Source organism: Pseudomonas meliae (assembly GCF_001400515.1).
GTDB lineage: Bacteria > Pseudomonadota > Gammaproteobacteria > Pseudomonadales > Pseudomonadaceae > Aquipseudomonas > Aquipseudomonas amygdali.
Genome location: NZ_LJQT01000304.1, coordinates 28,674 through 41,941 on the forward strand (window position 1 = coordinate 28,674; position 13,268 = coordinate 41,941).

Below are 13,268 nucleotides of genomic sequence, written 5' to 3' on the forward strand. Positions count from 1 at the left end.
CACCCTATTTATCAGGAGAGCCTGCATGTTCAAGCGTATCGGTCGTCTTCTCGCCTCTGCCGCCTTGCTGACCGTCTGCGCGTTGGGCACGGTCCAGGCTGCAGAAGAAAAAGCCATCAATTTCGGCATCATGTCCACCGAGTCATCGCAGAACCTGAAAAGTATCTGGCAGCCGTTTCTCGATGACATGAGCCGCAAAACCGGTCTGAAGGTCAATGCCACCTTTGCCTCGGACTACGCCGGTCTGATTCAGGGCATGCGCTTCAACAAGGTCGATGTGGCCTGGCTGGGCAACAAGGCCGCGATGGAAGCGGTAGACCGCTCCAATGGCGAGATCTTTGCCCAGACGTCTGCCGCCAACGGCGATGCGGGCTACTGGAGCCTGTTGATCGTGCGCAAGGACAGCCCGATCAACTCCGTCGAAGACATGCTCAAGAACGCCAAGAGTCTGACCTTTGGCAACGGTGACCCGAACTCCACGTCGGGTTATCTGGTGCCTGGCTATTACGTATTTGCCAAAAACCACGTGGATGCCTCCACCGCCTTCAAGCGCACCTTGAACTCCAGCCATGAGGTCAATGCCCTGAGTGTTGCCAAAGGTCAGCTGGATGTCGCGACCTTCAATACCGAAAGCTGGGACCGCCTGGCCGTGACTCAACCGGACAAGGTAGAGCAATTGAAGGTGATCTGGAAGTCGCCGCTGATTCCAGCCGACCCGATTGTCTGGAGCAAAGCTCTGTCGGACGAAAACAAGGCGAAGATCCGTGATTTCTTCGCCGATTATGGCGATACCGCTGAAGAGAAAACCGTCCTGAAGAACATGCAGATGGGCAAGTTCCTCAAGTCCAACGACGACCAGTTGTTGCCCATTCGCCAGCTTGAGCTGTTCAAGCAGCGTACTGAGGTGGCCGCCAGCACCACGCTGGATGCTCAGGAGAAAGCGACCCGCCTCAAGGACATCGACGCCAGCCTGAACAAGTTGCAGGAGCGCATCACCGAGCTGAACCAGAAAACGGCAGACAGCTCTGCAGGTTGAGCCAATCGATCACTATCAGGAGTTCGCCATGACCACTCAAGTTGCCTATGCCCAGGCTGCGGGCAAGCCCAACTGGTCTCGTTACCTGGGCTGGGGGCTGTTGCTTGCGGCACTGGCCTGGGCCTGGCAGGGCGCGGAAATGAACCCGATGACGCTGGTTCGAGACTCGTCGAACATGGCGACCTTCGCCGCCGATTTCTTCCCGCCGGACTTCCGTGAGTGGCGCAGCTACCTCAAGGAAATGCTGGTGACCATCCAGATTGCCCTGTGGGGTACGGCGCTGGCGATTGTCTGTTCGATACCGCTGGGCGTTCTTTGCGCCGAGAACATCACGCCGTGGTGGATTCACCTGCCATTGCGGCGCTGCATGGACGCCTTTCGCTCGATCAATGAGATGGTTTTTGCGATGTTGTTTGTGGTCGCGGTCGGGCTTGGGCCGTTTGCCGGGGTGCTGGCGCTCTGGATCAGTACCACCGGTGTGCTCGCCAAGCTGTTCGCCGAAGCCGTCGAGGCCATAGAGCCTGGTCCTGTCGAAGGGGTACGTGCGACCGGTGTCAGTGCTTTACAGGAAGTCATCTACGGTGTAATTCCTCAGGTTATGCCGCTATGGATCTCCTATGCTTTATACCGGTTCGAATCCAATGTGCGCTCGGCGACCGTGGTGGGCATGGTCGGTGCAGGCGGCATCGGGGTCATTCTCTGGGAGAATATCCGGGCCTTTGCGTTCGTCCAGACCAGCGCCGTGCTGCTGGTGATCATCGTTGTGGTAAGCGTCATCGACATCATGTCGCAGCGCCTGCGCAAGCAATTCATCTGACAGAAGAGGGGTGTTCAATGAACACTTTTTTAATCATGCAGTTGTCTAGACAAGCTGAGCCGATGTACCTCGAACTGGCTGAAACCCTGCGCGATGAGCTGGTCTCGTATCGGCCCGGCGATTATCTGCCTGCCGAGTTTCAGTTGGCCGAACGCTTCTGTGTCAACCGCCATACGATCCGCCGAGCGGTCGATGAACTGGTCCGTGAGGGCAGTGTGCTGCGACGCCAGGGCAAGGGCACGCAAGTGCTGGAACGTCCGTTGATCTACCCGATGCAGGCCGACAGCGCCTACAGCCAGTCGCTGTCGGCACAAGGCATCGGCGTGGAAGCGATTCTGCTGTTGCGCCGCGAATGCCTCGCCAGTCACGAAGATGCGCTGCATCTGGGGCTGGCCGAGCATGCGCCGCTGATCGAAATGCAGACATTGCGCAAGCTGGATGGCCAGCCTGTGAGCCTGATCTGCCATCGCTACAGCGCCCGCTACAGCGATGTGCTGGCTGATTATCAGGGTGGCTCGGTTCGCCAGTACCTGGCTGAGCGCGAGTTGCCGCTGAGCCGTGCGCAGAGCCTGATCGGAGCCCGCCTGCCGTCCCGTGAAGAGGCCGGGCTGCTGCTGATGCCCCGGAACATGCCGGCGCTGACGGTGTTGACGGTTTCGTGTGACCGATCGGGGCGGCCGGTGGAGCTTTCCCGCTCGGCCAGCCGCTGCGACCGCTTCCAGTATCAGGTGGCGTTCAACCAGATCGCCGTCACCCCAACGACTGACTGACATTGAGGTGTTCCATGCAAGCAACCCCTGAAACGGCCGCACGGCAGCACTGGATTGGCGTACTGGCACGCGCCCTTGTCGATGAGCCGAGCCGCGAACAGTTGCAGCGTCACGAGGCGGCGTTGCGCGACACCGATTACCAGATGATCCGCGCCCCGGAAATCGGCATGACCCTGGTGCGTGGTCGCATGGGCGGCACCGGTTCGGCGTTCAATCTTGGCGAGATGAGCGTTACCCGCTGCGTGGTCCGTCTGGCCGATGGCCGCACGGGTTACAGCTACCTGGCCGGACGCGACAAGCGCCATGCCGAACTGGCGGCGCTGGCTGATGCCCATTTGCAAGGCGCGCAACAGGCCTGGTGGCTGTCCGAACTGATCGAGCCCCTGGCGCGTGCGCAAGCCGAGCGTCGTGCACGCAAGGACGCAGAAGCCGCTGCAACCAAAGTGGAATTCTTTACCCTGGTCCGAGGAGAAGACTGATGAATGCCGTCCTTCTGCAACCTGCCTTCACCGATCCGGTGCTGGATGCCCAGCGCAGTTTTCGCGTAGCGCTCAAGGCCTTGTCCGGTCCGGGTGTGATTCAGACCCTGCCCACCAGACATCAGCCGCCTGCCTTGCAGGGCCTGGACAGCGCAACTCATGCCTTGTGCCTGGCGCTGCTGGATCTGGACACTCCGCTCTGGCTCGCCCCTGCATTTGATACCCCGGCGATTCGCGCGAACATTGCCTTTCATTGCGGCAGTCCGATTGTCAGCGACCGGCACGCTGCCCGCTTCGCGTTGCTCGATGCGTCGACTGTCGGGGACCTGCACGGTTTCGATACCGGCAACGACCGTTATCCTGATCAGTCCTGCACCTTGCTGATTCAGCTGCCAGGCCTGCAAGGCGGACCGGCCCTTGCCTGGAGCGGTCCCGGCATAGAGCAGCAAAACTCTGTGGCCTTGCCGCTGGACGAAGCGTTCTGGACCGAGCGTGACGCACGTAATGTCTTCCCCTGCGGGCTGGACGTGTTCTTTGTGTCGGGCAACCAGATGCTCGGCTTGCCACGCAGCACCCGCGTGCAGGAGTGTGCCTGATGTACGTCGCCGTGAAAGGTGGCGAACAGGCCATCGATAACGCCCACCGCCTGCTGGCCAACAAGCGCCGTGGCGATACAAGCATTGCCGAGCTCGATGTCGAGCAGATCCGCCAGCAGTTGCCACTGGCGGTTGCGCGAGTCATGAGCGAGGGTTCGCTGTACGACCCGCAGCTGGCCGCACTGGCGATCAAGCAATCGGCGGGGGATTTGATCGAAGCGATCTTCCTGCTGCGCGCCTACCGCACGACGTTGACGCGTTTTTGCGCCAGCGTGCCCATCGACACCTCGAACATGCAGCTCAACCGGCGCTTGTCTGCCACGTTCAAGGACGTCCCCGGCGGGCAATTGCTGGGCCCGACCTTTGACTACACCCACCGCCTGCTGGATTTCACCTTGCTGGCCGAAGGCGAGCACCCTGGCCCGGACGTGGCGCCGGATGCAACGCTGCAACCCTGCACGCGAGTGCTGGGGTTGCTGGCCAAAGAAGGGTTGATCAAACCTGAAGTGGACGATGGCGAGAGCGTCGCGGACATCACCCGCGAACCGCTGGAGTATCCGTCCAGTCGTGCCCAGCGTTTGCAGGCGCTGGCCCGTGGCGATGAGGGTTTCCTGCTGGCGCTGGGTTATTCGACCCAACGTGGTTACGGCCGCAACCATCCGTTCGCCGGGGAAATCCGCATCGGCGAGGTAGAGGTCTGGATAGAGCCTGAAGAACTGGGTTTTCCGATTGTGATCGGCGACATCGAAGTGACCGAGTGCGAGATGGTCAACCAGTTCGTCGGCTCGGCCAGCGAACCTGCGCAGTTCACCCGTGGCTACGGCCTGGCATTCGGCAACGCAGAGCGCAAGGCAATGGGCATGGCGCTGGTGGACCGCTCGTTGCGCGCGGGGGAATTCAACGAAGAGGTTCGCTCCCCGGCCCAGCAGGAAGAGTTCGTGCTGGCGCATTGCGACAACGTCGAGGCGGCCGGTTTTGTCTTGCACCTCAAACTGCCGCATTACGTGGACTTCCAGTCCGAGCTGGAGTTGATCCGCAAGCTGCGCAAGTCCGCACCGCAACCGGAGAGCGACCAATGACTAATGCACCGATGAACACCGCAGAGCAAAGGCCCGCACGGGATGACGCCTACAACTTCGCGTATCTGGACGAGCAGACCAAACGCATGATTCGCCGTGCCTTGCTCAAGGCGGTAGCGATTCCCGGTTATCAGGTACCGTTCGGCGGGCGCGAGATGCCGCTGCCTTATGGTTGGGGCACCGGCGGGATGCAGCTGACCGCTGCGATCCTGGGCGCTGATGATGTGCTCAAGGTCATCGACCAGGGCGCTGACGACACCACCAACGCAGTCTCGATCAGGCGTTTCTTTGCCCGTACGGCCTGTATCGCCACCACCGAGCGCACCCCCGAGGCGACTGTCATCCAGACCCGTCACCGCATTCCGGAAACACCGTTGCACGCCGATCAGATCATGGTCTATCAGGTGCCGATTCCCGAGCCGCTGCGTTTCATCGAGCCTTCGGAAACCGAGACCCGCACCATGCACGCGCTGGATGATTACGGTGTCATGCACGTCAAGCTCTACGAAGACATCGCTACCTTCGGCCACATCGCTACCAGTTACGCCTACCCGGTCATGGTCGATGAGCGTTACGTGATGGACCCGTCGCCGATCCCTAAATTCGACAACCCCAAGCTGCACATGAGCCCTGCGCTGATGCTGTTTGGTGCTGGACGGGAAAAGCGTCTGTATGCCGTACCGCCGTTTACCCGGGTGGTAAGTCTGGACTTTGAAGATCACCCGTTTGAAGTGCAGCGCTGGGAGCAGTCCTGCGCAATCTGCGGCAGCCATGAGTCCTTTCTCGACGAGCTGATTCTCGACGATGCCGGGACGCAGAGCTTTGTCTGCTCCGACACCGATTACTGCGCCCAGCGCGTCAAACAGCAGGAGAACGACCGATGATCAGTGCACGTTCGTTGGACGCGGCGGGCGGGCGCCTTCCTGACGCTGTGCAGCCGCTGCTCAAGGTACGCGGCCTGACTCGCCTGTACGGTGTGCAGAAAGGCTGTCAGGACGTCAGTTTCGATCTGTACCCCGGCGAAGTGCTGGGCATCGTTGGCGAGTCCGGCTCAGGTAAATCCACGCTGCTGTCGCTGTTGAGCGGACGTTGCCCGCCGGACCGCGGCAGCATCGACTATCGCAGCAAGGCGGGCGACTGGTTCGACCTGTACAGCGCCAGTGAGGCGCAGCGGCGCACCTTGCTGCGCACCGAGTGGGGTTTTGTCGAACAGAACCCGCGCGATGGCCTGCGCATGGGCGTGTCTGCCGGAGCCAATATCGGCGAGCGCCTGATGGCCCAGGGCGTGCGCAATTATCAGCAATTGCGCAGTGCAGCGGTGGATTGGCTGAGCCAGGTCGAGATCGACCCGCTGCGTATTGATGATCTGCCGCGCACATTTTCCGGCGGCATGCAGCAACGCCTGCAAATCGCCCGCAATCTGGTCTCCAGCCCCAGACTGGTGTTCATGGACGAACCCACCGGCGGGCTGGATGTGTCGGTGCAGGCGCGGTTGCTCGACCTGTTGCGTGGTCTGGTGCGCGAGCTGGATCTGGCCGTGGTCATCGTCACTCACGACCTGGCGGTCGCACGGTTGCTGGCTGATCGGCTGATGGTCATGCGTCGCTCGGAAGTGGTCGAAAGCGGCCTGACCGATCAGATTCTCGATGACCCGCAGCATCCGTATTCACAACTGCTGGTGTCCTCGGTATTGCAGCCATGAGCCGCACTGTCCGAACAGCCTGTAAAGAAGAGGTGAGCCCGATGACAACCTTGATCGAGGTCCGTGACCTGTCGAAAACCTTCACCCTGCACCAGCACAACGGCGTGGTCCTCAATGTGCTGCGCGGGCTCAGTTTCTCGGTGCGCGCTGGCGAATGCCTGGTGCTCAGCGGGCAGTCCGGCGCGGGCAAAAGCACATTGTTGCGCACTTTGTACGGCAACTACCTGCCTGCCGCTGGCAGCATCCGCGTACAGCACGAAGGCGAGTGGACCGAACTGGTCGGGGCAACCCCGCGCCAGGTGCTTGAGGTGCGGCGCAAAACGCTCGGCTATGTCAGCCAGTTCTTGCGCGTCATTCCGCGTGTCTCCAGCCTGGATGTAGTGATGGAGCCAACACTCTCACGCGGATGGTCGCGCGAACAGGCTCAGGAGCGCGCGCAACTACTGCTGAACCGGCTGAACATTCCCCAGCGCCTTTGGCCACTGGCCCCCAGCACGTTTTCCGGTGGTGAACAGCAGCGTATCAACATCGCCCGGGCATTCATGGTGCCGTGGCCGGTTTTATTGCTCGACGAACCGACGGCTTCGCTGGACGACGCCAACCGTCAGGTGGTGCTGGAGCTGGTCGACGAGGCTAAACAGGCCGGTGCCGCACTGATCGGTATTTTTCATGACCGCGACGCCCGCGAGGCAGTCGCCAATCGTCAACTCGACATGAGCCCGGTGGACCTCACCGCCAAGGAGTTGCTGCAATGCTGAACGAACAGATCTTTAGTAACGCCCGTGTGGTGACTGCCGAGCAGGTGTTCTTCGGCACAGTCGTGGTCCGCGACGGCCTGATTGCCGAGGTTCAGAGCGGGCGCAGCCAACTGAGCCAGGCTCAGGACATGCAGGGCGATTACCTGCTGCCGGGCCTGGTGGAGTTGCACACCGACAATCTGGAGAAGCACCTGTCGCCGCGGCCGGGTGTCGACTGGCCGTCGATGTCGGCGGTGATCAGCCATGATGCGCAAATTGTCGCGGCCGGGATTACCACGGTGTTCGATGCACTGTCGATTGGCGACATCAACCCCAAAGGCAAGCGCATGCAGCAACTGCCCGCAATGCTTCAGGCGATTGCCGACGCCAACGCAGCGGGCCTGACCCGCGCCGAGCACCTGTTGCACCTGCGTTGTGAGGTCAGTCATCCGGATACCCTGAGCGTGTTTCGTGACCTGGTGGACCAGCCACTGGTGCAACTGGTTTCGGTGATGGACCACGCGCCCGGCCAGCGCCAATTTGCCCTGGAGTCCAAGTACCGCGAGTACTACATGGGCAAGTACCACATGAGTCATGAGGAAATGGACCGCTTTATCGTCGAACAGGTGGCCAATTCCACCGAGTATGCCGACCGCTACCGGCGCGCGATTGTCGAACTTTGCCTGGCGCGCGGCCTGTCGATTGCGAGCCACGACGACGCAACCATGGCACATGTCGAGGAATCGGCAGGTTTCGGCATGAACATCGCCGAATTCCCGATCACACTCGAAGCGGCCCATGGCTGTCGGCAACTGGGCATGAGTGTGCTGATGGGCGCACCGAACATCGTGCGCGGCGGCTCGCACTCCGGTAACGTGGCGGCAGCATCGCTGGCCCGACACGGGCTGCTGGACATTCTGTCCAGCGATTATTACCCGGCCAGCCTGTTGCAGGCCGCGTTCATGCTGGCCGAACAGGACAACGACTGCGAGCTGCCGCACGCGATCAATATGGTCAGCCGCACGCCCGCCGTTGCGGCAGGGTTGGCGGATCGGGGCGAGATTCGCATCGGTCTGCGCGCTGATCTGATTCAGGCGCGCAATCATGCAGGCCTGCCGGTTATCGACAAGGTCTGGCGACAAGGCAAGAGGGTGTTTTGATGGTTGGCAGGTTGATCTATCTCATCGGGCCGTCCGGTTCAGGCAAGGACAGCTTGCTGGATGCGGCCCGTGAAACGTTGGCGCAACTGCCGGGTTGTACGGCGGGTGATCACCCGTTCTGCCGAAGCGGTGGGCGAGGCGGCACAGGCGGTGACGGTCGAACAGTTCGAGCAGATGCGCGAGCGTGGCGCGTTTGCCTTGAGCTGGCAGGCGAATGGCTTGCACTACGGCATCCCCATCGAGATCGATCAGTGGCTGCTGGAGGGCCACGACGTGTTGATCAACGGCTCCCGGGCGCATCTGCAGAAAGCGCAATTGCGTTACCCGACGCTGCTGGCGGTGCTGCTGACCGTCAATCAGGACGTGCTGCGCCAACGGCTGTTGGCGCGCAACAGGGAAACCCTTGCGGAAATCGAGGAGCGCCTAGCGCGCAACTCGCGCTTTGCCGGGGATTTACTGGCGAACAATCCGCAGGTCTTCCCGCTGGATAATTCGGGTGATCTGCAACAGACCGTCGCCACGCTTATCGGCCTGATGGAGCGGCGTGACGCATGCGCCTGACCCTGCTGGGCACCGGTGACGCACGACAGGTGCCCGTCTACGGTTGCCAGTGCCCGGCCTGCTCGGCGGCGCGGGCGAATCAGGACCTGCGACGCTTGCCGTGCAGTGCGCTGATTGAATGCGCCGATCAGCGCTGGTTGATCGACAGCGGCCTGACCGACCTTACCGAACGTTTCCCGCCGCGCAGCCTGAATGGCATCCTGCAGACGCATTACCATGCCGACCATGCCCAGGGCCTGCGGCATCTGCGCTGGGGCCAGGGGCTGGTGATTCCGGTCCACGGCCCGGCGGACCCGGAAGGCCTGGCCGACCTCTACAAGCACCCCGGCATTCTCGATTTCAGCCAGCCGTTTGCAGCCTTCGAAACCCGGGCACTGGGCGCATTGCAGGTCACGGCGTTGCCGCTGACGCACTCCAAGCCCACGTTCGGGTACATGTTTGAAGGCGACGGGCAACGTTTTGCCTACCTGACCGACACAGTCGGCTTGCCCGACGCGACCTGCGAGTTTTTGCAACGCCAACCGCTGGATGTGTTGATTCTCGATTGTTCCATGCCCCCACAGCCTCAGCCGCCACGCAATCACAATGACCTGACCCTGGCGCTGCAAACCATCGACCAGTTGCGACCGGGCAAGGCGGTATTGACGCACATCGGCCACACGCTGGATGCGTGGTTGATGGGGCTGCCGCCAGGACTGCCGGGCCATGTATTGATCGGTCGGGACGGCATGGCGCTATAGGCGTGCGCATAAACGCAAAAACTGTGCGCTGATCGCCCGCAAAAGCCTGTTCCAGAAGCTTGGCAGCCTGCGACAATTTGTCATTATGAACCGTTTGGTACATTCTGTTCGGCTGTAAAAATCCGACAGGTTTGAAAAATGACAAACAAGCAAAACACAGGAACTGGCGGCAGGTTGCTGCTGCTTGGGCTGGGAGTACTGATCGCCCTGATCGGGCTCGGTCTGGCAGGTGGCGGCGGCTATCTGGTGACATTGGGCGGCAGCTGGTTCTTCCTGCTGATGGGACTGGCGATGCTGATCAGTGGTGCGCTGATCGCCGCGCGCAAACCCAAAGGTGCTTTGTTGTATGGCATCGCCCTGGTACTGACCGCCATCTGGGCTATCTGGGATGCAGGCCTGCACTATTGGCCGCTGGTGTCCCGCCTATTGACCTTTGCCGTGATCGGCCTGGTGATTGCGCTGATCTACCCGACACTGGTGCGCGCTTCGGGTGCTCAGGCGGGTCGTGGCGCATATGGCCTGGCCGGCATGCTGGCCATCGGTGTTGTGGCGACCATTGGCTACATGTTCGTTCCGAGCCATGTGGTCAGCGCCAGCAGCGTGCCGCCTATTGTCCCGGTGGCGCCGGGTGCCGAGCAGAAGGACTGGGCACACTGGGGCAATACGCCGGCAGGTAACCGGTTCGCTGCTCTGGATCAGATCAACAAGAGCAACGTCGACAAGCTGCAGGTTGCCTGGACCTTCCACACCGGCGACATTCCGCAGAGCACAGGTGCCGGTGCAGAAGACCAGAACACCCCGCTGCAGGTCGGCGACACGGTCTACACCTGCACCGCCTACGGCAAAGTATTCGCACTGGATGCTGACACCGGCACTCAGCGCTGGAAGTTCGACCCGCAGGGCAGTGCGCCCAACTGGCAGCGCTGCCGAGGCCTGTGCTACTTCGCCGCACCCGCAGCTGCACCCGACGCACCTGCCCAGCCAGCCGCCGCGTGCGCCACACGCGTGTTTCTGCCGACTGGCGACGCTCGCCTGATCGCACTCGATGCCAGGACCGGCGAGACCTGCAAGGACTTTGGTAATCAAGGCGTAGTCGATCTGAAAACCGACATGGGCGAAGTCAAGGAAGGCTACTACCAGCAGACCTCGACGCCGCTGGTGGCGGGCAATGTGGTTGTGGTGGGCGGTCGGGTTGCCGACAACTTCTCCACCGGCGAACCTCCAGGCGTGGTGCGTGCTTTCGACGTACACAGCGGCGAGCTGGTCTGGGCCTGGGATCCGGGTAACCCGAATACCAACAAGCGTCCGCCAGCAGGCGAAACCTACACGCGTGGCACGCCGAACGTCTGGTCGGCCATGCCCTACGATGACAAGCTCGGCCTGATCTACCTGCCGACCGGTAACGCCACACCCGATTTCTTCGGCGGGACGCGTACCGAGCAGGACGACAAATGGTCTTCGTCAGTCGTGGCGGTGGACGTCAAGACCGGTCAGGTGCGCTGGAGCTTCCAGATGACTCACCACGATCTGTGGGACTTCGACATTCCGGCGCAGCCGTTGCTGTATGACATTCCGGACGGCAAGGGCGGTACGCAGCCGGCATTGGCGCAAGTCACCAAGCAGGGCGAGATTTTCCTGCTCAACCGCGAAACCGGCGTGCCGATCTCGCGTGTCGAAGAACGCCCTGTGCCGCAGGGTAATGTGCCGGGCGAGCGCTATTCGCCTACCCAGCCTTTCTCGGTGGACATGCCGTCGATCGGCAACCAGACCTTGAAAGAGTCGGACATGTGGGGCGCCACGGCATTCGACCAGTTGATGTGCCGGATCGCCTTCAAAGGCATGCGTCACGAGGGTGTCTACACGCCACCGGGGCTCGACCCTGCGTTGCACTTCCCCGGCTCGCTGGGCGGCATGAACTGGGGCAGCGTCTCGGTCGACCCGACCAACAACTATATGTTCGTCAATGACATGCGCCTGGGCCTGGCCAACTACATGATCCCGCGCGACAAGATCGCCGCCGGTGCCAGTGGTATCGAAATGGGCGTCGTGCCGCAGACCGGCACACCGTTCGGTGCAATGCGCCAGCGCTTCCTGTCTGCCGTCGGCATTCCGTGCCAGGCACCGCCGTTCGGCACCATGTCGGCGATTGACCTGAAAACCAAAAAGCTGATGTGGCAGGTTCCGGTCGGCACCGTGAAAGACACAGGTCCGATGGGCATCCGCATGGGCCTGCCGATTCCGATCGGCATGCCGACGCTGGGCGCTTCGTTGTCCACCCAGTCGGGCTTGCTGTTCTTCGCCGGTACTCAGGACTTCTACCTGCGCGCCTTCGACAGCGGCAACGGCAACGAAATCTGGAAGGCCCGTCTGCCCGTAGGCAGCCAGTCCGGCCCGATGACCTACGTGTCGCCCAAAACCGGCAAGCAGTACATCCTGCTCACAGCCGGCGGTGCCCGCCAATCGCCGGATCGTGGCGATTACGTAATTGCCTACGCGTTGCCCAAGTAACGTGCTTCAACATTGAGGGGCAGATTTTGCCCCTCGATTTGTCATGTCACATACTGGATGTCTTGCGGACAGATGGATGCTATTGTTGGCTTGTGAAGTAAATGGCCATTTTGGATAGCCAGTCCGAATAATGAGTGTGTTCACTGCTGGGCTCGAAATAGCATCCCAATGTGGTTGTCATTATTTCGCTGTAGTCTGTTTCTGTCATGGGCTGGCTTAACAGATGCTCAATTTCTTTTACGCTATCTCGCAAACAGCTCAAGGGTTCACATTTTACGATCTCTTCAAACACGTGATTGCTGTCCGAGAACTCTTCCGTCCAGTCCTGATGAAAATAGCAACCTATTAATCGGCTCAGGTTGGCGTATTGATCTGTTTTCATGAGGGCGTCCGGCTTTTTGTTATGGGGGCAGGCTTCAATTTTTGATAATTGATGATATAAGGTGCGAATCTATTTGATATGAATGGGCGAGGCGGAATTGTTGATGGGATGTTATTAGGCTGCAGTTTGGCTTTGCGTTTACGAGTGGGCGATTATTCTTTTGACAAGATACTCATAAAAATTCGCTGCATAGAGGATCGCTGCTCCTGAAGGTATTTTCAAGAAGATCTGGCATTCATTGTTTTTGTAGGTATTATAGTCAAAGAAGAAAACTTTGCCCAGGTCCGTTCTGCTGATGACCAATTTTTCTGGGGTGGTCGACTTGTTTTTGAGTTCGTTAATATGTTGGAAGGCAATATCTCCACCCTGTATGCCATCGAAGTCCATGCCGTAGATACTGTAAATCTCCTCGGTGCCTACTTCTCTTCCCGCATAATTTCGTAAAAACCATTTGCAGGAGTCAGGCAGTGGGTGACCTAAACGCTGTTCTGCCTTAATAATCAACTCATCGGCCACAGCGTCGGTAGGTGTTCCAAATGCTGCTACATCCTCATGTGTCTTTATAAGGTTTCCAAGATCAAATGCTGTCAAATTAGTCATTTCATTACTCGTGAGTATTCGCGCAGTTAAATCTAGTTCCACCTCTTGTATCTGCTCCTGAAAATTCAAATAGTTCAGTATTTGTTAGGGAGGCGCTGCAA

At 60.2% G+C, this 13,268-nt stretch carries 14 protein-coding genes and 1 pseudogene; 13 read left to right on the top strand and 2 right to left on the bottom strand.

Annotated features, from left to right (window positions below; translation table 11 throughout):
• Nucleotides 1–25: 25 nt before the first annotated feature.
• The 13 genes and pseudogenes from phnD (at nucleotide 26) to ALO64_RS14395 (ending at nucleotide 12,185) form a co-directional block, all read left to right on the top strand.
• Nucleotides 26–1,036 (top strand): phosphonate ABC transporter substrate-binding protein, encoded by a 1,011-nt coding sequence (gene phnD, locus ALO64_RS14335; protein WP_044344113.1) that lies wholly within the window; start codon nucleotides 26–28, stop codon nucleotides 1,034–1,036.
• A 28-nt stretch (nucleotides 1,037–1,064) separates the two neighbouring features.
• Nucleotides 1,065–1,853 (top strand): phosphonate ABC transporter, permease protein PhnE, encoded by a 789-nt coding sequence (gene phnE / locus ALO64_RS14340; RefSeq protein ID WP_044344112.1) that lies wholly within the window; start codon nucleotides 1,065–1,067, stop codon nucleotides 1,851–1,853.
• A 35-nt stretch (nucleotides 1,854–1,888) separates the two neighbouring features.
• Nucleotides 1,889–2,623: a phosphonate metabolism transcriptional regulator PhnF gene (gene phnF / locus ALO64_RS14345; protein ID WP_044344111.1), complete on the top strand. Its 735-nt coding sequence runs from the start codon at nucleotides 1,889–1,891 to the stop codon at nucleotides 2,621–2,623.
• 14 nt (nucleotides 2,624–2,637) lie between these two features.
• Entirely contained in the window at nucleotides 2,638–3,102 is a 465-nt protein-coding gene (gene phnG, locus ALO64_RS14350) for a phosphonate C-P lyase system protein PhnG (RefSeq protein WP_044344110.1), read from the top strand.
• A complete protein-coding gene (phnH, locus tag ALO64_RS14355) occupies nucleotides 3,102–3,698 on the top strand; it encodes a phosphonate C-P lyase system protein PhnH (RefSeq protein WP_044344109.1) in 597 nt (198 codons plus the stop codon). The genes phnG and phnH overlap by 1 nt, the downstream gene beginning before the upstream one ends.
• The gene (locus ALO64_RS14360) at nucleotides 3,698–4,777 is read left to right on the top strand and encodes a carbon-phosphorus lyase complex subunit PhnI (protein WP_044344108.1); all 1,080 of its coding nucleotides are present in this window, start codon (nucleotides 3,698–3,700) and stop codon (nucleotides 4,775–4,777) included. Before phnH ends, ALO64_RS14360 begins: the two co-directional genes overlap by 1 nt.
• 11 nt (nucleotides 4,778–4,788) lie before the next feature.
• Nucleotides 4,789–5,661, top strand: a complete 873-nt coding sequence (locus tag ALO64_RS14365) for an alpha-D-ribose 1-methylphosphonate 5-phosphate C-P-lyase PhnJ (RefSeq protein WP_408002911.1) — start codon at nucleotides 4,789–4,791, stop codon at nucleotides 5,659–5,661.
• Nucleotides 5,658–6,479, top strand: coding sequence for a phosphonate C-P lyase system protein PhnK (gene phnK, locus ALO64_RS14370; RefSeq protein ID WP_031596842.1), 822 nt, complete (start codon nucleotides 5,658–5,660; stop codon nucleotides 6,477–6,479). The genes ALO64_RS14365 and phnK overlap by 4 nt, the downstream gene beginning before the upstream one ends.
• Nucleotides 6,480–6,520: 41 nt before the next feature.
• Nucleotides 6,521–7,237: a phosphonate C-P lyase system protein PhnL gene (phnL, locus tag ALO64_RS14375; RefSeq protein WP_044344106.1), complete on the top strand. Its 717-nt coding sequence runs from the start codon at nucleotides 6,521–6,523 to the stop codon at nucleotides 7,235–7,237.
• Nucleotides 7,231–8,376, top strand: coding sequence for an alpha-D-ribose 1-methylphosphonate 5-triphosphate diphosphatase (locus ALO64_RS14380; protein WP_044344105.1), 1,146 nt, complete (start codon nucleotides 7,231–7,233; stop codon nucleotides 8,374–8,376). The genes phnL and ALO64_RS14380 overlap by 7 nt, the downstream gene beginning before the upstream one ends.
• Nucleotides 8,376–8,937, top strand: a pseudogene (gene phnN, locus ALO64_RS14385) (phosphonate metabolism protein/1,5-bisphosphokinase (PRPP-forming) PhnN). Before ALO64_RS14380 ends, phnN begins: the two are co-directional and overlap by 1 nt.
• Nucleotides 8,928–9,677 carry a phosphonate metabolism protein PhnP gene (gene phnP / locus ALO64_RS14390; protein WP_044344104.1) on the top strand — a complete coding sequence of 250 codons (750 nt, stop codon included), beginning with the start codon at nucleotides 8,928–8,930 and terminating at the stop codon, nucleotides 9,675–9,677. The pseudogene phnN and the gene phnP overlap by 10 nt, the downstream one beginning before the upstream one ends.
• Nucleotides 9,678–9,815: 138 nt before the next feature.
• Nucleotides 9,816–12,185: a glucose/quinate/shikimate family membrane-bound PQQ-dependent dehydrogenase gene (locus ALO64_RS14395; RefSeq protein ID WP_044344103.1), complete on the top strand. Its 2,370-nt coding sequence runs from the start codon at nucleotides 9,816–9,818 to the stop codon at nucleotides 12,183–12,185.
• 79 nt (nucleotides 12,186–12,264) lie between these two features.
• Here ALO64_RS14395 and ALO64_RS25555 read toward each other — a convergent pair whose 3' ends face one another.
• The gene (locus ALO64_RS25555) at nucleotides 12,265–12,567 is read right to left on the bottom strand and encodes a contact-dependent growth inhibition system immunity protein (RefSeq protein WP_005732938.1); all 303 of its coding nucleotides are present in this window, start codon (nucleotides 12,565–12,567) and stop codon (nucleotides 12,265–12,267) included.
• A gap of 138 nt (nucleotides 12,568–12,705) precedes the next feature.
• The gene (locus ALO64_RS14405; RefSeq protein WP_044344102.1) at nucleotides 12,706–13,167 is read right to left on the bottom strand and encodes an SMI1/KNR4 family protein; all 462 of its coding nucleotides are present in this window, start codon (nucleotides 13,165–13,167) and stop codon (nucleotides 12,706–12,708) included.
• Nucleotides 13,168–13,268: the final 101 nt, after the last annotated feature.